The organism is Bacteroides sp. QWL-09 (assembly GCF_058683585.1).
The window spans coordinates 2,920,471-2,939,718 of the sequence record NZ_CM178748.1; the positions used below are offsets into that span (position 1 = coordinate 2,920,471).

Below are 19,248 nucleotides of genomic sequence, written 5' to 3' on the forward strand. Positions count from 1 at the left end.
TTAATTAGGAATCCATAGAATAAAGGGATACTTTTTTGTAGCTCTCACAAGTTTGAACCTAAAGTTGCATAATAGATTGAAACTTTTATTATACGAGCCTATCTAAATGTTTTATCTATTATTTCTTTGTAAACGATAGATCTTTTTATGTTTTATCGTTTTGGCGGATCTCTACACGTCTAATTTTGCCACTAATCGTCTTAGGCAATTCTTCTACAAACTCAATGATACGTGGATATTTGTAGGGTGCTGTCACCTTCTTGACGTGATTTTGTAGCTCTTTGATTAGATTCTCGTCTGCTTGAGCTTTGTATTCATTGGCTAAGATGACTGTTGCTTTCACCACTTGGCCTCTGATTTCGTCGGGTACTCCTGTAATGGCACATTCCACTACGGCTGGGTGGGTCATTAAGGCACTTTCAACTTCGAACGGGCCGATACGGTAGCCTGAACTTTTAATCACATCATCAGCACGTCCCACGAACCAAAGATAGCCATCCTCGTCCTTCCAAGCGACATCACCGGTGTAGTAGACGTCGTCGTGCCAAGCCTCGTACGTTCGTTTGCTGTCGCGGTAATACTCCTTGAACAATCCTAAAGGTTTGCCTTTATCCGTGCGGATAACGATTTGCCCTTGTTCGCCGGCTTCTACCGAACGACCGTTGTTGTCAATCAAATCGACATCATATTGTGGATTAGGTAATCCCATACTTCCCGGCTTTGGAGTCATCCAAGGCATCGTAGCTACAGTCAAGGTGGTTTCGGTTTGTCCGAATCCCTCCATGAGTTTGATGCCGGTTAGCCGTTTAAAGGTGTCGTATACTGCCGGATTGAGAGCCTCCCCTGCAATGGTGCAGTATTGTAGTGAAGAGAGATCATATTGAGTCAGATCCTCGCGAATAAGGAAGCGGAAGATCGTTGGAGGTGCACAAAGCGAAGTGATATGATAGTCGTGTATCTTACTTAAGATATCGGCCGGTGTGAACTTCTCGTGATCGTAGACGAAGATATTAGCTCCGGCGATCCATTGTCCATAGAGCTTTCCCCAAACCGCTTTTCCCCATCCGGTATCGGCGATGGTCAGATGAAGGCTTTCTTCACTGAGGTTATGCCAGAAAGAACCGGTGGCAATATGTCCCAATGGGTAGGTGAAGTCGTGTGCGACCATTTTAGGTTCTCCGGTGGTACCCGAAGTGAAATACATGAGCGAGAGGTCATCGTTCGTATTTGCCTGTTCAGGTCGAACGAATGGTGGGGCTTGTTCGAATTCGCTGTGGAAATCATGAAATCCCTCCGGAATATAAGGACCTACCGAAACTAGTTGCTTGATGGTTGGGCATTGAGGTATAGCGTCACTGATGTGCGTGGTGATCACCTCTTCGCCCGCGGCTACAATCATCTTAATGTCGGCTGCTTGACAACGATAGATAATATCTTTCTTGGTTAATAAGTGGGTAGCCGGGATGGCCGTTGCCCCCAATTTGTGAAGGGCAATAATGCTAAACCAAAATTCGTAACGACGTTTCAAGATGAGCATTACCATATCGCCACGTCCAATTCCCAATTGTTGGAAATAAGAGGCGGTTTGGTCGGTATACTCTTTCATCTCCTTGAACGTGAACTGACGATGTTCGCCTTTATCATTCGTCCATAATAAAGCCTTTTTATCGGGGCATTCTTCTGCCCAAGCGTCAACGACATCGTATCCGAAGTTGAATACATCGGGTACGTTGATCTTGAAATTCTGAATAAAATCCTCTTGTGAGACAAACTGTGTTTGTTTAAGAAATCTTTCTACCATATGCTAAAACTACATGATTACAGCTAAGAAGCGCACGTTTTTACCGTTAAGCGCTCTCATGCCATGTGGAAGTTTGGAGTTAAAAAATAGGCTGTCGCCTTCGTGAAGTATGACTTCTTTGCCGTTGATGTTGAGCATCATACTTCCTTCTAAGACATAGTTGAACTCTTGTCCGCTATGACTATTCATCTGCATGGGCTCATCTTCGGGTTTAGGTTCAACGGTTACGATAAACGGATCGGCCAAGCGATTGATGAACCCCGCGGCGAGCGATTGATATTTATAAGCTTTGGTGCGCTCTATACTTATTCCTTTTCCGGCACGAGTGATAAAGTAGGCACTCATTCGAGGTTCTTCACCAAACATAAGGGCGTCGAGGGCAATGCCATATTGACGAGAGATCTTTTGTAACATGCTTACAGAGATATCACTCTCGCCACTTTCGGCAGCTTCATACTCTTTCAGCGATAATCCGCAGTCGTTTGCGATTTCCTCGGGTGACAGTTCTAAAACATCTCGAAGGCCTCTAAGGCGTTCGGCTATGAGTTTGATTTGTTCGTCCATTGTGAATCTTGTTTTTTTGATGAATAAAAGGTCGTGCAGTGAATTTCTTATGCGCGACCTTTTTGTAAAGTTTATTGGGAAGCTTTCATGGCTTTGATCACAGCCGATGAAAATCCGTCATGTTCTAGTTGATTGAGACCTTTGATTGTGATCCCTCCCGGGGTGGTGACTTTGTCGATTTCCACACTAGGATGAGTTTCGTTATTCAAGAGTAGTTGTGCTGCCCCTTCGAGTGATTGTGCCACCATCGTCATGGCCTCCTTGGGGCGTATGCCCATTTCAACGCCCGCTTGCATGGCTGCTTGCACATATTTCAAGACGAAAGCGATACCACAGGATGACAGAGCGGTGGCCGCCTCTATCTGACTTTCGGGGATTAGCATGGTTTGTCCAAGCTCATTGAATAGTTGCACGATGCCTTCTTCCTCTTCGATTGAAGCATTGCGTGAAGCGACGAGCGTCATGCTGGCACGTTCGCTGATTGCCGTGTTTGGAATCACGCGAAACATGATGGTTTCGGAACCGACGATATGAGCTAAACGTTCGAAACTCACGCCGGCAGCCAGTGAGATCAAGAGTTGTCCTTTCTTCAGTTTTAAAGCGTGAAGAACCTCTTCGACCAACCAAGGTTTCACAGCAAGGATGATGAGGTTGGCGTTGGTGGCCGCTTCCGTATTACTCGTTGTGGTCTGTAGTTCCGGATGCTCGACTTTTAATCTAAGGAGTTTATCGTTGCTCGGATTGGAGACAACGATGTTGGCAGTTTCAATCAATCTGCTTTGTGCCAGTCCGCGTGCAATGGCTCCTCCCATATTACCGGCACCAATGATAGCTACTTTCATCTTTTTCTAACTTTAAAGGGTTATGGCTCTGACAAAGGTAGTTTTTAAAAATGAAAAATGAGGTTTTCTTGCTGTTATTTTATAGGCTAAAAGAATAAAAAACAAGCAACTTGATAGAGAATACCTCAATCAAGTTGCTTGTTGGTAGAATGACTCTAAGGGCGTTTGACCTGTTTTAACGTTAGTCTGACGAAAACGATTAAAATGGAGTGGACTGGTTATCTGGTATTCTTTTGATATTAATGATCGGCTTCTCTGGAAAGAAACCATATGCAGTAATGCCATACTTTTTTTCAGTTCTACGAAGCGGTTGTATGATACTGGGGGGGGAAATGCTGCAAATGTATCATAGCTTCAGCTTTCGATATCTTGGACTAACAATGGTTTCTTTGCTTTTGAGGAATTACTTTTGATTTTAATGAGTATCTTCCCAAAAGAAAATAAAAATAGACAGAAATCATTTGATAACTAGAACCTTTTAATAACTTTGTTTTCTGTGTATATAGTGATACAAGATTTCTTTAAATATCTTCCATATGAAAAAGGCAAACAATTTCTGGCTTCGTATTTCGGCTTCGTTGCTGAATTCTATTCTCTTGCTACTCGGCTTTTCTTCTTGTGATAATAACGAGCCGCAGATGTATGGTACACCTTATGCGACTTATAGCTTAAAAGGAAAGGTGATTGATGCACAAAGACAACCTATTCGTGATATAGAAGTAGAGTTAAAGGGTGTGCGCAATACTCTTTCCTACAATCGAGCAGAACCATTGAAAACGAATGCTTCTGGAGAGTTCGCTTTTAAGGGAGATCTTGGCGCTGAAGAAAAATTCAGATTGGTGGCCCGTGATGTGGACGGCGCTGCAAATGGCTCTTTCAAATCAGATTCGATAGATATAACAATGGACAAACCATCGGGTGGAGATGGAAGTTGGTTTCAAGGTACCACTTCAAAAGACGATATTGTGATTACTCTTCAAAAGGATGAAGTTAAATGAGTGCGGCTTCTATCTCATTAAGAAAACGCATTGGGCTAGAACTAGCCAGAAAAATAAGGGAAAACCATAAGAAACAGCATCCGTTGCGGCAATTGTTTTGGGAGTGTACGCACCGTTGCAATTTGTCGTGCAAGCATTGCGGAAGCGATTGCAAACAAAATGTTGTTCAGAAAGATATGCCTGCGGAAGATTTTCTTGCTGTAATTGATTCCATCGCTCCGCTTGTAGAGAAGCACAAAGTCAGCATCATTATTACCGGCGGCGAACCATTGGTTCGTCAAGATTTGGAGACTGTGGGAATGGAGCTTTATAAACGTGAGTTCCCGTGGGGTATTGTGTCTAATGGGCTACTCCTTACCCGTCGTCGATTAGATTCCCTTTTGGCTGCCGGCATACACGCCATCACTATTAGTCTAGACGGTTTTGAAGAAGCACATAATTGGCTTCGTGGTCATCCACAAAGTTTTAGTCGAGCGAGTGAGGCCATTCGTCTGTTGTCTGGAGAAAAAGCATTACGTTGGGATGTGGTAACTTGTGTTAATAGGCTTAACTTCAAAGACTTGTCTCGTTTTAAGGAATACCTCATAGACTTGGGAGTGAAAGAATGGCGAATATTCATCATCTTCCCTGTTGGACGGGCAGCTGAACATCCGGAGCTTCAATTGAGCGATGCCGACTTTACGGACTTATTGGAGTTTATAAAACAAACGCGTAAGGAAAAAAACATTCGACTGAACTTTGCCTGCGAGGGATTTCTAGGCGGTTACGAAGCCGAAGTACGCGATTCTTTTTATAGTTGCAATGCCGGTATTAGCGTGGCATCGGTATTGGTCGACGGCTCTATCAGTGCTTGTCCCAGTATTCGCAGTAACTTTTCGCAGGGAAACATCTACAAAGATAATTTCATGGATGTATGGGAGAACCGTTATCAGATATTTAGAGAACGTGAATGGCTTCGTTCGGGACAGTGTGCGCAATGCTCTCTTTTTCGTTATTGTGAGGGCAACGGCATGCATCTTCACGATGAAACAGGTCGGTTACTTGTTTGCCATTATCAGCGGATCGTGAAATAAGCGATGCCTTTTAACATAAAGTAAGCTGATGATTTACAAGATCATCAGCTTACTTTATGTTAAGAGTGCTCGTCGAACTGACGTTCGTTTAGAGTAATTTCTTGAATTTGCTTAAGAACTCATCGGCCTCTTCCATCTTTAAGCATAGCGGAGGGAGTAGGCGGATCACGTGAGTACCGCTAGCCCCGGTAAAGATGTGTTGTTCGTGAATCAAACGTTGACGGAGTTCCTTAACCGGCTCGAAGCACTCAATACCGATCATTAGTCCGCGACCCCGAACCTCTTTAATTCCGGGTAGGCCTTGCAGTTCTTTTAATAAATAACGGCCGACTTTTTCTGCGTTTTCAATCAGGTGTTCCTCTTCTATCACATCCATCACCGCTAATGCTGCACTACACGCTAAGTGGTTTCCCCCGAAAGTGGTACCTAGCTGACCAAATATCGGGGTGAACATCGGACTGATGAACACTCCGCCCATTGGGAAGCCATTGGCTATTCCTTTGGCTACGGTAATCAAATCTGGTTTTATATCATGATATTGATGAGCGAAGAATTTTCCGCTTCTTCCGTAACCACTCTGTATCTCATCGAGAATCAAGACGGTTTGATGTTCCGTACAGCTTTCTCGAAGGGCTTGCATAAACGCCGTATCGGGAAGTTGTACCCCTCCGACACCTTGAATACCTTCAATGATGACCGCGCAAACATCGCCTTTCGATAGCTCCCGACGCATCTGCTCGATATCGTTTAGGGGCAAGTAAGTCACGTGCTGATTGGCATTAATCGGTGCAATGATTTTTGGATTGTCGGTGGCTTCTACCGCCAACGACGTCCGTCCGTGAAAGGCCTTGTTGAAAGCAACCACTCTAGTACGCTCGTTGTGGAATGAAGCTAGTTTTAAGGCATTCTCGTTGGCCTCAGCGCCACTGTTGATCAGGAATAAAGCATAATCTTCATATCCCGAGAGCTTGCCTAAACGCAGAGCAACTTCTTCTTGCAATTTGTTGATGACCGAGTTAGAATAGAAACCGAGCGTAGCCACTTGGCGACTGATTTGCTCAACATAGTGTGGGTGGGCGTGACCGATAGAGATCACGGCGTGTCCACCATAGAGGTCTAAATACTCTGTTCCATGGTCGTCCCATACCCGGCAAACTTGGCCTTTAACAATGTTGATATCGAACAACGGATAGACATCAAATAAATTCATAATTGGGGATTCGTTTATGGGCAACCGACTTCACTTTAATGCGGTGGAGTCGGTTGCTATGTTCAGTAAATGAAGTTTTGTGTTAGAAAGCAGACGGCTTTAACTGTAAGCCGACCGTCTCTGCGAGGTTGAACATGAGGTTCATGTTGTGTACGGCTTGTCCGCTTGCTCCTTTTAAAAGGTTGTCGATACAAGAGATGATCAATAGTTTATCGCCATGCTTCTCTAAATGAATGAGGCATTTGTTGGTGTTGACCACCTGCTTTAGATCGATATTCTTGTCGACGATGTGTACAAAAGAATCTTTCGAATAATACTCCTGATATAGAGGGATGATCTCGTCGAGAGCGACTTTTGTTTTTATCATCATCGTTGCAAAGATGCCGCGAGGGAAATTACCACGATAAGGGATGAAATTGATTTCGGCGTTGAAGCTGTTCTGCAACTGCTTGAGCGATTGTTCAATTTCTGCCAAATGTTGGTGTTCGAACGGTTTATAAACACTCATGTTGTTGTCGCGCCAACTGAAATGGCTGGTGGCCTGAGGTTTCACTCCGGCTCCCGTGCTTCCGGTGATGGCATTGATCGTAATGTCGCTATTCAGCATCAGATGTTTGGCCAATGGTAATAGTCCCAGTTCGATACACGTTGCAAAGCATCCGGGGTTGGCCACATGTTTTGAGGTGCAAGTTGCTCTACGATTCAGCTCTGGAAGACCATAGATGAAGTCGTGCTCCTCACTCTTGATGCGATAGTCCATGGAAAGGTCGATAATCCTCAACTCTTCCGGAAGGTTGTGGCTCTCGATGAATTTCTTCGTGTCGCCATGAGCTGTACAGAAGAACAGAACATCGATGTCGTCCAATGCCAACTGATCGGTAAAAGTCAGCTCCGTATCGCCATATAATCCTTCGTGAACATCTGTGATCGGACGTCCGGCACTACTATTGCTATGTATAAATACGATTTCAGCTTCAGGATGGTTGATCAGCAGTCTGATCAATTCACCTGCCGTATAACCGGCGCCTCCAATGATTCCTACTTTTATCATATCTTTTCATCTTTATGGTTACCGTAATAGACGCGTAGTGGAGTAGAAGTGACCTTGATAAACCCTTTGGCATCTTCTGCCGTCCATCCCTTCTGCATCTCTCCGTATTCACCTAACTTCGATTTTACCAAGTCATCTTCCGATTCCACACCGATGGTTGAGAAAGAGAGTGGGCGAAGTTCGAGAATGGCCGTACCATTCACGTTACGTTGGCTTTCCGACAACATGGCTTCGATGTCGCGCATCACAGGTTCTAAGTATTGACTCTCGTGCAAGAACATACCATACCAGTTGGCCACTTGGTCTTTCCAGTATTGTTGCCATTTGCTCAAAGTATATTTTTCTAGGAAGCGGTGTGCACCGATGATCAGCATAGGAGCAGCAGCTTCAAAGCCTACTCGTCCTTTGATACCGATGATGGTATCTCCAACGTGCATGTCGCGTCCGATGCCATAAGCCGCACCGATCTCTTCGACCTTTTGAATCGCTTTGATCTTATCGTCGAAGACTTCTCCGTTGACCGCATGAAGTTCGCCTTGTTTGAATTCGAGGCGCAGCTGCTCTGAGCCCTCTTTCTGAACATGTTTCAGATAAGCTGATTCAGGAAGTCCCTGTGCCGAATCCAAGATCTCACCGCCACAAATGGAAGTTCCCCATAAGCCAACGTTATAAGAATATTTTAGTTTGGTAAAATCGGCAAAGAATCCATTCTGATTAAGGTAATCAATCTCTTCTTGGCGACTTAGAGTCATATCGCGTGTTAGGGTGATAATTTCTACATTAGGGGCAAGTACGAGGAAGGTCATGTCGAAGCGGATCTGATCGTTTCCTGCACCGGTTGAACCATGAGCGATAGCATCTGCACCAATCTCATTTGCATAGCGGGCGATAGCCAAAGCTTGGAAGATACGTTCCGAGCTTACAGATACCGGATAAGTACCGTTGCGGAGCACATTTCCGAAGATCATATATTTCAAGCTCTTTTCATAATACTCTTCTGTGACGTCGATCGTTACATAACCAACTGCTCCTAGCTTGTAAGCATTTTCTTCGTTTTGCTTCAGCTGTTCGGCACTGAACCCACCTGTGTTTGCACAAGCAGCATAAACTTCATAGCCTTTTTCTTTAGCTAGATACATCACGGTGTACGAGGTGTCTAGTCCACCACTAAATGCGACAACAACTTTCTTTTTTTGTTCCATCTCTTACTTCCTTTAAATGCTATTTCTTTCTTCTTCTTTTTTCTTGTTCTTTGGATCTTCCGGATCGTACAACATGGCGGTACAGATACAGAACTTCCTGTTCTTTGCGACTAAGATGTCATGATTGGTACAGCCTTCGCAGCCTTTCCAGAAGGACTCATCGTCGGTCAGCTCATTGAACGTCACGGGGACGTATCCGAGTTCAGTATTCATCTTCATGACGGCAGCTCCTGACGTTAGACTGAAGATTTTAGCCTTTGGCCATCTGAGTCGTGCTAACTGAAAAGAAGCTTGTTTAATTCGCTTGGCTAAGCCAAGTCCCCGATAGTTTGGATGAACAATAAGACCTGAAGTCGCGACATACTGCTTGTTGCCCCACGACTCAATATAGGTAAACCCTGCAAAATCGTCACCACAAAGTGCAATAATGGCTTTACCCTCTTTCATTTTTGTAGCTACATAATCGTGAGTCCGCTCAGCGATTCCCGTTCCTCTGACGGCAGCAGCATTTTTTATTGTTTCCAAGATAGTGTCAACGTAAATCTCGTGTGAGGCGTCGGCTACCATAACATCAATTTGCTTAGTATCCATTGATTTTCTTACAGTATCAAAATGTTTAATGTATGTTTGGAATGATATACGATAGCGTTTTGCGTAGTTGATTGGCGGTAACTCCTTCTCGTAGGACTAACATAATGGTATCATCTCCGGCTACTGTACCCAATACTTCATTTAGTTCTTGGTTGTCGATATCATATGCCATTCTACTGGCATATCCGGGTCGTGTTTTGATAACAGCTATGTTGCCCGAAAACTCAATGGAGATAAATCCATCGTTTGTCAACATGTCGCTAGCGGTTTGTTCGTTAGAACGTTTATACATGACATTATTAGGAAGTACATAGACGTATTTGCCGTTCATGCTTGCAGCTTTGGCTACTTTCAATTGCTTCAAGTCGCGTGAGAGCGTGGCTTGAGTTAAATTGAATCCTTCATGGTTCAACTCTTGCAAAAGTTCTTCTTGTGAGCCAACTTCCTTGCTTGAGATAATCATCTTGATGGTATCTAACCGGTTTGCTTTCTTTTTCATTGTATAATTATTCTTTTGATTGTGCAAATTTATGCATTAATTTCAATTAAAATGCAATTTAAGCTCTTTTTTTCTCCTGTTTTATACAAAAAAAGTTGTTTTATGCATTTTAATACTCAAATAATGCTTTTTGGGGTGACTCTTATATTAACATCCTGTTTGGGTGATTTGTTGTTTTATACTTTGTCGTTAATCTTTTTTTTAGTTGTCTTTAGTTTTTCTTGTGGCTTCTTTAGTCTCTCTTGCCGTTTTATTAATCTTTCTTGTCGTTTCTTTAGATGCTCTTTAAGCTCGATTTGTTGAGCCCTCGAACGAGGGCTGAAGAGCCCACCTTCGAGGGCTCAACTTATTGAATTTATAAATTCATTAATGGAATCATCGCAATGGCTTAATTGGACTTGAATAGTGGTTAATTAAGTCCTCGTAAATAATTAACACCCTTGTATTATGGCTTTTTTACTATGGGATGTTAATGATGTAAGTCGTTTGTTTGGTATGGAATAGTGTAGGATAGTGTGGGTTTAGTGTGGGATAACCTCTAAAGGAAAGTATCCCACACGTCGTTTAAACCCTGATGAATAAACCCTTTCGTAAATTTCAGTGTGGGAGGTGTAAGATAAATGGAGTTTGTTTTTAATTGGAGGGATGATCTGTTTCTGTAAACTGTTGTCCCGATTTCGTCCCGGTAGCTTTAAAAACAATAGGCTAACTTGCATTTAAATAACAAGTTAGCCTATTGTTGGTCGGAATGAGGCGATTCGAACGCCCGACCCCTACGTCCCGAACGTAGTGCGCTACCAACTGCGCTACATTCCGATTCATTATACAAAAAGTGGTGCCACCAGGAATCGAACCGGGGACACAAGGATTTTCAGTCCTTTGCTCTACCAACTGAGCTATGGCACCAACTTTGTTTGCGGGTGCAAAGATAATTATTCTTTTTAATATCGCAATGATATCCTGAAAAATTTGTTTAAGGTTTTTGAGGTTAAAAGAGCCATGATTAAGGAGATGAGGCTTTAATAAATACTTATTTGTCAGTGTCACAATCGATTGCTCGTTTGTTTGGTCTTGTAAACGGTTGGATTTGTTTTTTCTTCTTTTTGATGAGCTTCGGAACTTTTAGCCGCGTCATTCGTTTTTAGTGTAAATGTAGGGCTGCATTGATAAAAAAATGGACGATGCGGGAGAGATCTCATAGATATGCTTTATATTTGTCAGTAATAAGAATAAATAGAAAAATCTATGACTATAGAATTAGGAAAGTTTAATGCATTAGAGATTGTCAAACAAGTTGATTTTGGTTTATACCTTGACGGTGGCGAAGAGGGAGAAATCCTTTTGCCTAATCGGTATGTCCCTGATGTTTGGGAGATTGGCGATTATTTAAACGTTTTCTTATATCTGGATAATGAGGAGCGATTGATCGCGACGACATTGACTCCTTTGGTTCAGGTGGGACAGTTTGCCTATTTGGAGGTTGCTTGGGTTAATCAATATGGAGCTTTTTTAAATTGGGGGCTCATGAAAGACTTGTTTGTTCCTTTTAGTGAACAGAAAATGAAAATGCAGGTGGGTAATCGATACATTATTCACGCTCATTTGGATGATGAAAGCTTCCGTATCGTGGCTTCGGCTAAAGTGGAACGCTACCTTTCTAAAGAAATGCCCGAATATGAAGTTGGCGATGAGGTGGATGTGTTGATCTGGCAAAAAACAGAATTGGGATTCAAGGCAATTGTTGACCATAAATATAGTGGACTGATTTATGAGAATGAAGTCTTTTCTTCTTTGCATACCGGTGTGAAGGTGAAGGCTTATATTAAACAGGTACGCGAAGATGGTAAGATTGATTTGATCCTTCAGAAACCGGGGTTTGAGAAAGTCGAGGATTTCTCGAAACAATTATTGGATTATATCGAGGAGCACGGCGGAAAGATCTCGATCACGGATAAGAGTCCTGCTGAGGAGATTTATGACGTGTTCGGGGTGAGTAAGAAGACCTTTAAGAAAGCGGTCGGTGATCTTTATAAGAAACGACTGATTGTCTTGAAAGAAAACCAGATTATACGATCTTAAGTTTAGAATAGGGAAATCCCTATTTACGAAAAGAGAAAATCATAAGGGTGGGGAGATTCCTCACCCTATTTTTGTGGTATTAAAAATAATTTAATCTCTAAGCATATGAAAAAGATAAGTGTGATAATCGGTTTGATGTTCGTCATTCTAGTGATGGGAAGTTGTATCAGTATGAACACACCTATTAAAAGTATGATGGCTATAGAGAAAGGAATGAGTAAAGATGAGGTGCTAAAGCATCTTGGAAAACCAAGTTACCGGAGTTTTGATGAGGAACTCGAAATTTGGGAATTCAGAACGCTATTGGCGAGTGGAAATACATCAGTGGTTACGGTCTACTTTCTTGATAATGCCGTTAATCGGATGGATACGCATGAGGAGCTGAGGGTTTATGAATCGTCTTCGTCTTGTTCCCATCACTGATGATTGGGTTTAAAAAGCTCTTCCTCCGACTAACTGAGGGGAATGGGTTTGAGAGTTGGTTTTAGAATAGGAAATTTAAAATGAAATGATTATGAAACGAATATTTACTTTTATAGCATTGATAGGTCTGGTTGGTTGTGCAACGGTGAATGCACGAATGAGTAATACCCGGTTGCGTGCAGAGACTCGTTTCCTTACGGATAAGATGGCTTATGAGCTTAACCTGAATGTAGCGCAGTACAACGATATTTATGAGATCAACTATGACTTTATCTCTTCGATAGGAGGGCTGCTTGATAATATGGAACGGGATGAGGCGTGGGCTTTAGACGACTACTATGAGGCGTTAGACCTTCGTAATGATGACCTTCGCTTTGTGTTGAGCGGTAATCAGTTCCGCCGATTTATTGGAATCGATTATTTTTGCCGTCCGTTGTATGTGAACAATGGCAGATGGGCCTTTAGAGTCTATGTGGCATATACGAATCCCGATTTCTTCTATTGGGGCAGGCCGACTCATTATCTGACTTATTGTGGGGAACACTACCGGAGAACGATTCACTGTGCGAGTCACTACAGGGGCAGACATCCTCACTTGGGACACTATTCTGAAGTTTATCGCATTCGGGGACATCGTTCTTACGACTCCTATTGTCGTTCTGATTTTGGAAGAACGGTGATCCATGTGACGCCACCTTCTCGTAGACCATCGTATAGGTATGACACCGATCATCATCGTCACTCGCGAGATAACCGTATTTACCGAGATAATCGCAACTCTCGAGACAATGGCAGTTCACGAGATCATAATTATCAGAAATCAAATGGGAATGATCATCATCGTCGCGAGTCGAATTCTCGGGGCTATAATGATTCCCGCGGACGAACAGTCCTTCAAACCACCTCTTATTCCAATTCGAGGTCCGGCAGTTCTTCTTCCCGATCAGAGGGATCGGATAGATCACGTTCGGAGATCAGAGGTTCTAGTAGACGATAACCTTAACTATATTTCTATTATTTCTCTTCACTATTTTTTAGGATTGATGGTTTTGTTTCAGGCGTTTCTCTATTCATGATGACATGTAGAGATTCGCCTGATAATTTTATATCCGGCTTGATGCTATCGGCTGTTACTTCATCGATCAATCCCTTTTTGGCCAATCTTTTGGCAATGAGGCGATAATAGCCTTCAAGATTGGCCTTTAAGTTCCCGTCCATCTGGAAAGAATTTCTGAAATGCTTGGGTTTGGGAATAATGGAAGCCAAGAATATCGATTCTTCTGTGTTGAGTTCCGACGGACGTTTATTGAAGTAGAAATGGGCCGCCTCTTGAACGCCGTAAACCATCGGTGCCCATTCTGCAATATTGAGATAGACCTCGTACATTCGTTCTTTAGAGGTGAGGTGTTGGTTCTCAATGAGCCAGACTAAAAGGGCCTCTTCTAGTTTTCTCATGAAGTTTTTATTCTTATTGAGAAAGACGTTCTTCACGAGTTGCATGCTGATGGTACTTCCGCCTCGTGCAAATTTCTTCACTTTCAAGTCGTAGATCAAGGCCTCTTGTATAGCATCGGGTAAGAAGCCGCGGTGATAGAAGAATCCGCCATCTTCGCTCTGAAGCACAGCCATCTGTAGTAATGGCGAGATACTGTCGAGCGGGGTGAAGTGTTCGTACGACGGTCCGATAAGGAAGCTTCGTAGGGGGCGTCCGTTCTCATAAGCGGTGTATAGGAATTCTTCCGACATCTTTCTTAAGTTGGTGGCTCCGAATTTTTGTATCTTGAATTGACGTGACTTGAGATCGGACTGGAATTTTAAACTGTCGAGCTGTGAAAAATCGATGTCGGTAAAGAATTGATAACTCAATTCTCCGCTGGTTTTTAGTCCTTCGAGGTTAGTAAACAACCCTTTGGGTAAGGAACTGAATAGGTGATCTGACGGGAACCATTCTTTGTGGGTTGAGGCGGTCAGATGCCAATGTTGCTTTTTCTCTGCTCTTAGATAGGGGTGAAACTGTAGTTTGTTGAATAAGACGGTCGAAGTACTGTCTAGCTCTAGGGTGTTACGGTTGATGTTAAGGTGATAATCTAACTGTCCACGATCTAAGCAGATTGGGTCGGGGGACAGGGATTTATGAAAGATCGTGAGACCGCAAATGGCTGCTTTCCCTTTTAGGGTGATGGAGTGGGCGTCGATGCCTGGCTTTAGATTTAAGTCGTACGATAAGGTGTCGAAGGCAATGTTGGCTTCAAAACGACGGGTGATATAAGGCAAGTTGACTTTTGTTTGATCGAGACCGTAAAGTTTGACTTGAAGTCGTTTGTCTCCTTTGTCTAGTTCTCCGTTGACTTTTAAGTGTTGGGTTAATGAATCTTCTTCTATTTCGATTAAGCCATTAAAGTGGCTTTGGAGAATATCAAACTGGTGAATGTAGATGGAAGTGGAACGATTGTCTTTTTGTTGTGTAATACTGATTTCTTTCAAAGAGCCATTCTTTGGGAGTAAGTTGAATATGATCCCTAAACTGTTCTTTATCTTTCTGGCGTAGTCGACTTGTGAGGTGGAGCGATTCTTTTCTTGGGGGTTGATGAATAGAAAGTCGTAATTGGAAGAATCTCCTCGTTTTATAAATGTGCAGCGAAGGTGACTTAGGTTAACTTGATCTATTTTTAGATCTCCCTTGAATATCGACCAGAGATCGATTTCCAGATCGAGCGACTTTAATTGGACTAGGGTGTCTTTATGTTGGGGCACAATGGTGAACGCTTCCATTGAAAGGCTATGGAGTCCTTTCATCTTAAGGGTTTGGTAGGCGATGTCCAGATGATAGGTGCGTTGAATGGTACTTATTTTTTTGCTGACAACCATTTGAAGTAATTGGTTGCGACAGAGGTATAACGTGCTTAATGCCAATAGGAATGATCCTATCACTAAATAAAGCAATAATCGTTTGTTCTGAATCGTCTTCATTTCTTTGGATATATTTTTCCTGAATGCAAAGGTAGACAATAATCGGTTCGCCGTCTCATCTGACTTCGTTTTTTCGAGCGAAAAGCCTTTAACATCATTTAAACTTATTAATGGAATAAAATGCATCCCTCATGCAACGAATGGGGAAGTGTCAACGTCTAATAGATAAAATAAGAACCTAAATTTTAATTTAAAACCATAATTATGAAAGCAACTAAAATGTTTAGAATCGCAGGCTTGATAGCAATGGCATTCGTTTTGTTTTTCTCTTCTAACTTAAAAGCAACAGGTGAACCTCAGTTCGTAACCAATGAAGAGAGAGTGGGAGATCTAGTCGTCTCGAAAGTGATTTATCGTATGGACGGTTCGCTTTACCGACACATGAAATACGATTTCGCTTATGATGATCAGAAAAGGATGACAGAGAAGGTCGCCTTTAAATGGGACGGAGTGAGTGAGAAATGGGCGCCTTACTTCAAGATGACGTACACTTATACTGCTAATCAGATTGTATTAGAATACGCCCGTTGGAGTGATAAGAGTGAAGCTTATGATGAGTCGGTTCAGAAGAGTGTGTACGAATTGAATGAAGCTAATATGCCTGTCGCTTGCGTTAACTACAATGTGGGTAAGGCTACTGCAAATGACTTGGTCATGAAATGATAAGTAATGATTATATTCGCCGTCTTACGACTTTTAATCATAGGTCGTTTAAGAGTGTAAGATGAGAATTGCCCTTGCTATAAGTGATGTAGCAAGGGCAATCTATTTTATAACCTTAGTGGGTAAAGGCCCTATGGGATTTGAAGTTACTGCTTTTTGATATTGCTTTTCTTGGCGAGATTAAATAGTGCCGGATGGATGTGGCAATAACCGTTGGGGTTTTTGTCTAAATAATCTTGGTGATAGAGCTCGGCTGCATAAAAGTTCTCTAGCGGTTTCACTTCTACTACAATGGGACTTTCGTAATTGGCTGCCAACTTTTTTAAAGCTTCATCGATGATCGGTCGATCGGTCAGTTGGGTATAATAGATTCCTGTTCGGTATTGTGATCCGATGTCGTTGCCTTGGCGATCTAAAATTGTTGGGTCAATGGTTTTAAAGAATAAATCTAATAAAGTCAAAAGATCCGAACTTCCGGAGTTATAAACTACTTTAACGGTTTCTGCGGCATGGGTGGCTCCCGTACAAACTTGCTCGTAGGTGGGCTGAGGTATGTTACTATTGGCATATCCAACTTCGGTTTGTTCGATCCCGTCAATTTGTTTGATGAAATGTTCGGTTCCCCAAAAGCATCCACCGGCTAAGTAAATTTCAGATTGATTGTTCATTGTTGATGTATCTATGTATTAAGGTGATAAAAGTGATTAAGATAAAAATCCTAGTATAAAAAAACATCTCCGTCTTCTCGCTGTTTGGTAAAACCAATGAGAAGACGGGGATGTTTATCTTATTTTTGATCTTTAACAATTACTCGATGCTCGAGGATTTATTCTATAGGTATGCCTTTATAGAAGTTGATAATCTTGGACGAGAATAGATAGTTGTATTTCGATTGTACTTTCTCCGATTGAGCTTTCGTGAGATTAAACTTGGCTTCGTTATACTCTATTGATGTGGCTTTGCCGTTGGCATATTTCTCACTGATGAGCTGAAACGATTTTTGGTTGGCTTCTACCGATGAGAGGCTAGCGTTGTATTTGCTTTCGGCTGTCAGCGCATTATACCACGCTTGTTGGATCTCTTTGTAGAGCGCCTTCTTTGTGTTGTCTAAGATTAAGGCTTGTCCGATCTTCTGCAGCTTCGCTTTTCGTATCCTATTTCGAGTTTCAAAGCGGTTGAAGATTGGAATGTTTAGGCTTAATCCGACATATTTTCTGAGATTGCTTTTCAACTGGGTCTTGAAGCCTTCCGAGGCAATACCGTCAATAGAATAGTAACCTGTGGAGAGCCCGGCGTTGAGATTTAACTCCGGATAATATCCGCTTTGAGCAATCTTGATTTCTTTATCGCTTCCGCTTAATCGATATTGAGCGGCTTTAACCACTGGCTTGTTATTGATGGACTGTAGGTAAATATCGTCGATGGGACTTAGTGAGGTGAAAACAACTTCGTCCACTGGAGCTTCTAATTCGATCTTTTCCGGGTTTGGTAACTCGAGGAGCTGACTGAGATTGAGTAATGAAAGCTTGTAGGCGTTTTCGGCTTTAACTGCATTCATTTCGTCTTGAGAAACTCTTGCTTCCGCTTCTACAACTTCGGCTGTAGAGGCTTTACCTTCGTTGAACAACTCCTTTAATCTGTTCCACTGTGCTTTGCTAATTTCGGTCTGCTTTTGTGCGATGTTCCGCAACTCTAAGTCTAATAAGGCTTGCAAGTAGGTCGATGCGACGTTTATCGATAGATCTTCTTTGGCTTTATTGAGATCTTCGATGGATGCTTTTAAGTTTAATTTCGACAAGCTGTATTGATTTGGCAAACGAAATCCGGTGAAAATTGGGATATCGGTTTGCGCACCGAATCCTAATTGGGAACTGTTGATATTATCTTTTATCGTATTGTCTTTAGGAGAGGTCCCTCTTCCCCAACTCCAGTTCTGGCTGGCACTTCCGTTTACATTAGGTAGTCTGCTCCATTTGGCGGTGTTGACATCCACTGTGCTTTGATCGGTGAGATTCTTTGCACGTTGTATGTCTATATTATGTTCTATAGCGTAGTCAATGCATTGACGTAAACTCCAAACATTTGATTCTTGTGTTTGAGCCTGCGCACTGCATCCTAATGTTCCAAGAACTAAGAGTGTGGCTATTTTAAGTTTCATCATCTATTCCTTTTTTATTTGTTAATTTCAGCTCCGCGTACTTTTTGCTTGGCTTGGAGTCCTTTCTTGATTTCGACTTTTATCCCGTCACTCATCCCTAGGGTGACTTGTTGACGTTTGAACTTTTGTTCAGGAATGGAATCGGTCAATATATAGACAAAGGTGGAGTCGTCTTTAAACTCAACAGTACTTTCCGGAATAGCGATGATCTTTTTAGCTTTCTGGAGTACGATCTCCGCATTGGCCGAATAACCAGAACGTATTTGTACGGAGTCGGGCACGGTGATGGCTGCTTTGATCTCGAACTGATTGGCACCATTGTTTTCAACGCCTTTGGGTGAGATGTACTCAAGCACAGCGTTGAACGAGAGTTGTTGTAAAGCACCGATAGTGAGTTTTACAGGCATTCCTTCATGAATTCGGCCGACCTCTGTCTCGTCGATATTTCCACGGAAGATTAAGTCGTTCATGTTGGCAATAGTAGCAATGGTTGTTCCGTCGTTAAAAGAGTTGCTCATAATCACTGAGTTGCCTCTTTTTACGGGGATATCGAGTATTAATCCGTCGATGGTTGAACGAATTAGAGTGCTACTGAACGAAGCGCTGTTTTTAGTAATCCCTTCTTTGACAATTTGCAGGTTGTCTTTTGAGGTCTGTGCTTCTTCGTTAGCTTGTTTGAAAGCGATCTGACCTTTTTCATAATCTTCGCGGCTGATCAAGCTTTTCTCATAAAGTTTCTTGATGCGAGAGAAATCGGTTTGAGCCTGTTTGAAATTAATGTCTGCTAGTCGAACGCGGCTTTCTGCTGCGTTCAATTGTCCAAGTTCGGGGATCACTTTTACTTTGGCTATGACCTCTCCTTTTTTTATCTTTTGGCCGGCTTCTTTGTAAAGCTCTTCAATAATCCCTGAAATCTGAGGTTTGATTAAGACTTCGTCTCTTGGTTCAACTTTACCTGTAGCGACTGTCGTTTTCTCTAAGTCGGCGATTTCTGCTGCTAATGTCTCGTATACAATAACTTTTGGTCTTGACTTCTGGTAAAGAAAGACAAAGGTGAAGATAAAACCTAGAGCCAAAAGCACTAACACGGTAATTTTAAAAATCTTTTTCATATGATATATCTG

At 42.4% G+C, this 19,248-nt stretch carries 17 protein-coding genes, 2 tRNA genes and 1 pseudogene; 6 read left to right on the forward strand and 14 right to left on the reverse strand.

The window, feature by feature from the left end; translation table 11 throughout:
* Positions 1 to 145: 145 nt before the first annotated feature.
* The 3 genes from AC4PG5_RS11630 to proC form a co-directional block, all read right to left on the reverse strand.
* A complete protein-coding gene (locus AC4PG5_RS11630) occupies positions 146 to 1,801 on the reverse strand; it encodes an AMP-binding protein (RefSeq protein WP_492029047.1) in 1,656 nt (551 codons plus the stop codon).
* Between the two features lie 9 nt (positions 1,802 to 1,810).
* Positions 1,811 to 2,365 (reverse strand): helix-turn-helix domain-containing protein, encoded by a 555-nt coding sequence (locus AC4PG5_RS11635; RefSeq protein WP_492029048.1) that lies wholly within the window; start codon positions 2,363 to 2,365, stop codon positions 1,811 to 1,813.
* A gap of 71 nt (positions 2,366 to 2,436) precedes the next feature.
* The gene (gene proC / locus AC4PG5_RS11640; RefSeq protein ID WP_492029049.1) at positions 2,437 to 3,207 is read right to left on the reverse strand and encodes a pyrroline-5-carboxylate reductase; all 771 of its coding nucleotides are present in this window, start codon (positions 3,205 to 3,207) and stop codon (positions 2,437 to 2,439) included.
* A gap of 536 nt (positions 3,208 to 3,743) precedes the next feature.
* On the opposite strand from proC, the gene AC4PG5_RS11645 reads away from it, so the two are divergent.
* Together AC4PG5_RS11645 and AC4PG5_RS11650 are read left to right on the forward strand one after the other, a co-directional pair.
* Entirely contained in the window at positions 3,744 to 4,205 is a 462-nt protein-coding gene (locus AC4PG5_RS11645) for a radical SAM-associated putative lipoprotein (protein WP_492029050.1), read from the forward strand.
* Positions 4,202 to 5,278 carry a TIGR04133 family radical SAM/SPASM protein gene (locus AC4PG5_RS11650; RefSeq protein WP_492029051.1) on the forward strand — a complete coding sequence of 359 codons (1,077 nt, stop codon included), beginning with the start codon at positions 4,202 to 4,204 and terminating at the stop codon, positions 5,276 to 5,278. The genes AC4PG5_RS11645 and AC4PG5_RS11650 overlap by 4 nt, the downstream gene beginning before the upstream one ends.
* 88 nt (positions 5,279 to 5,366) lie before the next feature.
* On the opposite strand, the gene AC4PG5_RS11655 is transcribed toward AC4PG5_RS11650, so the two are convergent.
* The 7 genes from AC4PG5_RS11655 to AC4PG5_RS11685 all read right to left on the reverse strand — a co-directional run bounded on the left by AC4PG5_RS11655 (position 5,367) and on the right by AC4PG5_RS11685 (position 10,737).
* Positions 5,367 to 6,488, reverse strand: coding sequence for an aspartate aminotransferase family protein (locus AC4PG5_RS11655; RefSeq protein ID WP_492029052.1), 1,122 nt, complete (start codon positions 6,486 to 6,488; stop codon positions 5,367 to 5,369).
* A gap of 82 nt (positions 6,489 to 6,570) precedes the next feature.
* Positions 6,571 to 7,539, reverse strand: a complete 969-nt coding sequence (argC, locus tag AC4PG5_RS11660; RefSeq protein ID WP_492029053.1) for an N-acetyl-gamma-glutamyl-phosphate reductase — start codon at positions 7,537 to 7,539, stop codon at positions 6,571 to 6,573.
* Complete coding sequence (locus AC4PG5_RS11665) at positions 7,536 to 8,741, reverse strand: argininosuccinate synthase (RefSeq protein WP_492029054.1); 1,206 nt, start codon at positions 8,739 to 8,741, stop codon at positions 7,536 to 7,538. Before AC4PG5_RS11665 ends, argC begins: the two co-directional genes overlap by 4 nt.
* 12 nt (positions 8,742 to 8,753) lie before the next feature.
* Positions 8,754 to 9,332: a GNAT family N-acetyltransferase gene (locus AC4PG5_RS11670; protein ID WP_492029055.1), complete on the reverse strand. Its 579-nt coding sequence runs from the start codon at positions 9,330 to 9,332 to the stop codon at positions 8,754 to 8,756.
* 25 nt (positions 9,333 to 9,357) lie between these two features.
* Positions 9,358 to 9,831, reverse strand: a complete 474-nt coding sequence (gene argR, locus AC4PG5_RS11675) for an arginine repressor (RefSeq protein ID WP_492029056.1) — start codon at positions 9,829 to 9,831, stop codon at positions 9,358 to 9,360.
* A gap of 740 nt (positions 9,832 to 10,571) precedes the next feature.
* Positions 10,572 to 10,647 (reverse strand) — tRNA-Pro (locus AC4PG5_RS11680).
* 17 nt (positions 10,648 to 10,664) lie between these two features.
* A tRNA-Phe gene (locus AC4PG5_RS11685) sits at positions 10,665 to 10,737 on the reverse strand.
* Positions 10,738 to 11,076: 339 nt separating this feature from the next.
* Between AC4PG5_RS11685 and AC4PG5_RS11690 the strand changes: the two genes are divergently transcribed.
* The 3 genes from AC4PG5_RS11690 (at position 11,077) to AC4PG5_RS11700 (ending at position 13,330) form a co-directional block, all read left to right on the forward strand.
* Positions 11,077 to 11,910, forward strand: a complete 834-nt coding sequence (locus AC4PG5_RS11690) for a CvfB family protein (RefSeq protein WP_492029057.1) — start codon at positions 11,077 to 11,079, stop codon at positions 11,908 to 11,910.
* Positions 11,911 to 12,015: 105 nt separating this feature from the next.
* Positions 12,016 to 12,333 carry an outer membrane protein assembly factor BamE domain-containing protein gene (locus AC4PG5_RS11695; RefSeq protein WP_492029058.1) on the forward strand — a complete coding sequence of 106 codons (318 nt, stop codon included), beginning with the start codon at positions 12,016 to 12,018 and terminating at the stop codon, positions 12,331 to 12,333.
* Between the two features lie 91 nt (positions 12,334 to 12,424).
* Positions 12,425 to 13,330 (forward strand): hypothetical protein, encoded by a 906-nt coding sequence (locus AC4PG5_RS11700; RefSeq protein WP_492029059.1) that lies wholly within the window; start codon positions 12,425 to 12,427, stop codon positions 13,328 to 13,330.
* A 17-nt stretch (positions 13,331 to 13,347) separates the two neighbouring features.
* On the opposite strand, the gene AC4PG5_RS11705 is transcribed toward AC4PG5_RS11700, so the two are convergent.
* Complete coding sequence (locus tag AC4PG5_RS11705; RefSeq protein ID WP_492029060.1) at positions 13,348 to 15,303, reverse strand: transglycosylase domain-containing protein; 1,956 nt, start codon at positions 15,301 to 15,303, stop codon at positions 13,348 to 13,350.
* Between the two features lie 204 nt (positions 15,304 to 15,507).
* Between AC4PG5_RS11705 and AC4PG5_RS11710 the strand changes: the two genes are divergently transcribed.
* On the forward strand, positions 15,508 to 15,966 hold the full coding sequence (locus AC4PG5_RS11710; RefSeq protein WP_492029061.1) for a DUF3836 domain-containing protein: 459 nt from the start codon (positions 15,508 to 15,510) through the stop codon (positions 15,964 to 15,966).
* 152 nt (positions 15,967 to 16,118) lie between these two features.
* On the opposite strand, the pseudogene msrA reads toward AC4PG5_RS11710, so the two are convergent.
* From msrA to AC4PG5_RS11725, 3 genes and pseudogenes are all read right to left on the reverse strand, one after another.
* Positions 16,119 to 16,634: pseudogene (gene msrA, locus AC4PG5_RS11715) on the reverse strand (peptide-methionine (S)-S-oxide reductase MsrA); the annotation flags it as partial.
* A gap of 158 nt (positions 16,635 to 16,792) precedes the next feature.
* Positions 16,793 to 18,127, reverse strand: a complete 1,335-nt coding sequence (locus AC4PG5_RS11720) for a TolC family protein (protein WP_492029062.1) — start codon at positions 18,125 to 18,127, stop codon at positions 16,793 to 16,795.
* A gap of 11 nt (positions 18,128 to 18,138) precedes the next feature.
* Complete coding sequence (locus AC4PG5_RS11725) at positions 18,139 to 19,236, reverse strand: efflux RND transporter periplasmic adaptor subunit (RefSeq protein WP_492029063.1); 1,098 nt, start codon at positions 19,234 to 19,236, stop codon at positions 18,139 to 18,141.
* Positions 19,237 to 19,248: the final 12 nt, after the last annotated feature.

Excerpts from the sequence above, each read along its gene's own strand:
- AC4PG5_RS11630 (WP_492029047.1), bottom strand. The coding sequence starts at position 1,801 with ATGGTAGAAAGATTTCTTAAACAAACACAGTTTGTCTCACAAGAGGAT.
- AC4PG5_RS11635 (WP_492029048.1), bottom strand. The coding sequence starts at position 2,365 with ATGGACGAACAAATCAAACTCATAGCCGAACGCCTTAGAGGCCTTCGA.
- proC (WP_492029049.1), bottom strand. The coding sequence starts at position 3,207 with ATGAAAGTAGCTATCATTGGTGCCGGTAATATGGGAGGAGCCATTGCA.
- AC4PG5_RS11645 (WP_492029050.1), top strand. The coding sequence starts at position 3,744 with ATGAAAAAGGCAAACAATTTCTGGCTTCGTATTTCGGCTTCGTTGCTG.
- AC4PG5_RS11650 (WP_492029051.1), top strand. The coding sequence starts at position 4,202 with ATGAGTGCGGCTTCTATCTCATTAAGAAAACGCATTGGGCTAGAACTA.
- AC4PG5_RS11655 (WP_492029052.1), bottom strand. The coding sequence starts at position 6,488 with ATGAATTTATTTGATGTCTATCCGTTGTTCGATATCAACATTGTTAAA.
- argC (WP_492029053.1), bottom strand. The coding sequence starts at position 7,539 with ATGATAAAAGTAGGAATCATTGGAGGCGCCGGTTATACGGCAGGTGAA.
- AC4PG5_RS11665 (WP_492029054.1), bottom strand. The coding sequence starts at position 8,741 with ATGGAACAAAAAAAGAAAGTTGTTGTCGCATTTAGTGGTGGACTAGAC.
- AC4PG5_RS11670 (WP_492029055.1), bottom strand. The coding sequence starts at position 9,332 with ATGGATACTAAGCAAATTGATGTTATGGTAGCCGACGCCTCACACGAG.
- argR (WP_492029056.1), bottom strand. The coding sequence starts at position 9,831 with ATGAAAAAGAAAGCAAACCGGTTAGATACCATCAAGATGATTATCTCA.
- AC4PG5_RS11690 (WP_492029057.1), top strand. The coding sequence starts at position 11,077 with ATGACTATAGAATTAGGAAAGTTTAATGCATTAGAGATTGTCAAACAA.
- AC4PG5_RS11695 (WP_492029058.1), top strand. The coding sequence starts at position 12,016 with ATGAAAAAGATAAGTGTGATAATCGGTTTGATGTTCGTCATTCTAGTG.
- AC4PG5_RS11700 (WP_492029059.1), top strand. The coding sequence starts at position 12,425 with ATGAAACGAATATTTACTTTTATAGCATTGATAGGTCTGGTTGGTTGT.
- AC4PG5_RS11705 (WP_492029060.1), bottom strand. The coding sequence starts at position 15,303 with ATGAAGACGATTCAGAACAAACGATTATTGCTTTATTTAGTGATAGGA.
- AC4PG5_RS11710 (WP_492029061.1), top strand. The coding sequence starts at position 15,508 with ATGAAAGCAACTAAAATGTTTAGAATCGCAGGCTTGATAGCAATGGCA.
- AC4PG5_RS11720 (WP_492029062.1), bottom strand. The coding sequence starts at position 18,127 with ATGATGAAACTTAAAATAGCCACACTCTTAGTTCTTGGAACATTAGGA.
- AC4PG5_RS11725 (WP_492029063.1), bottom strand. The coding sequence starts at position 19,236 with ATGAAAAAGATTTTTAAAATTACCGTGTTAGTGCTTTTGGCTCTAGGT.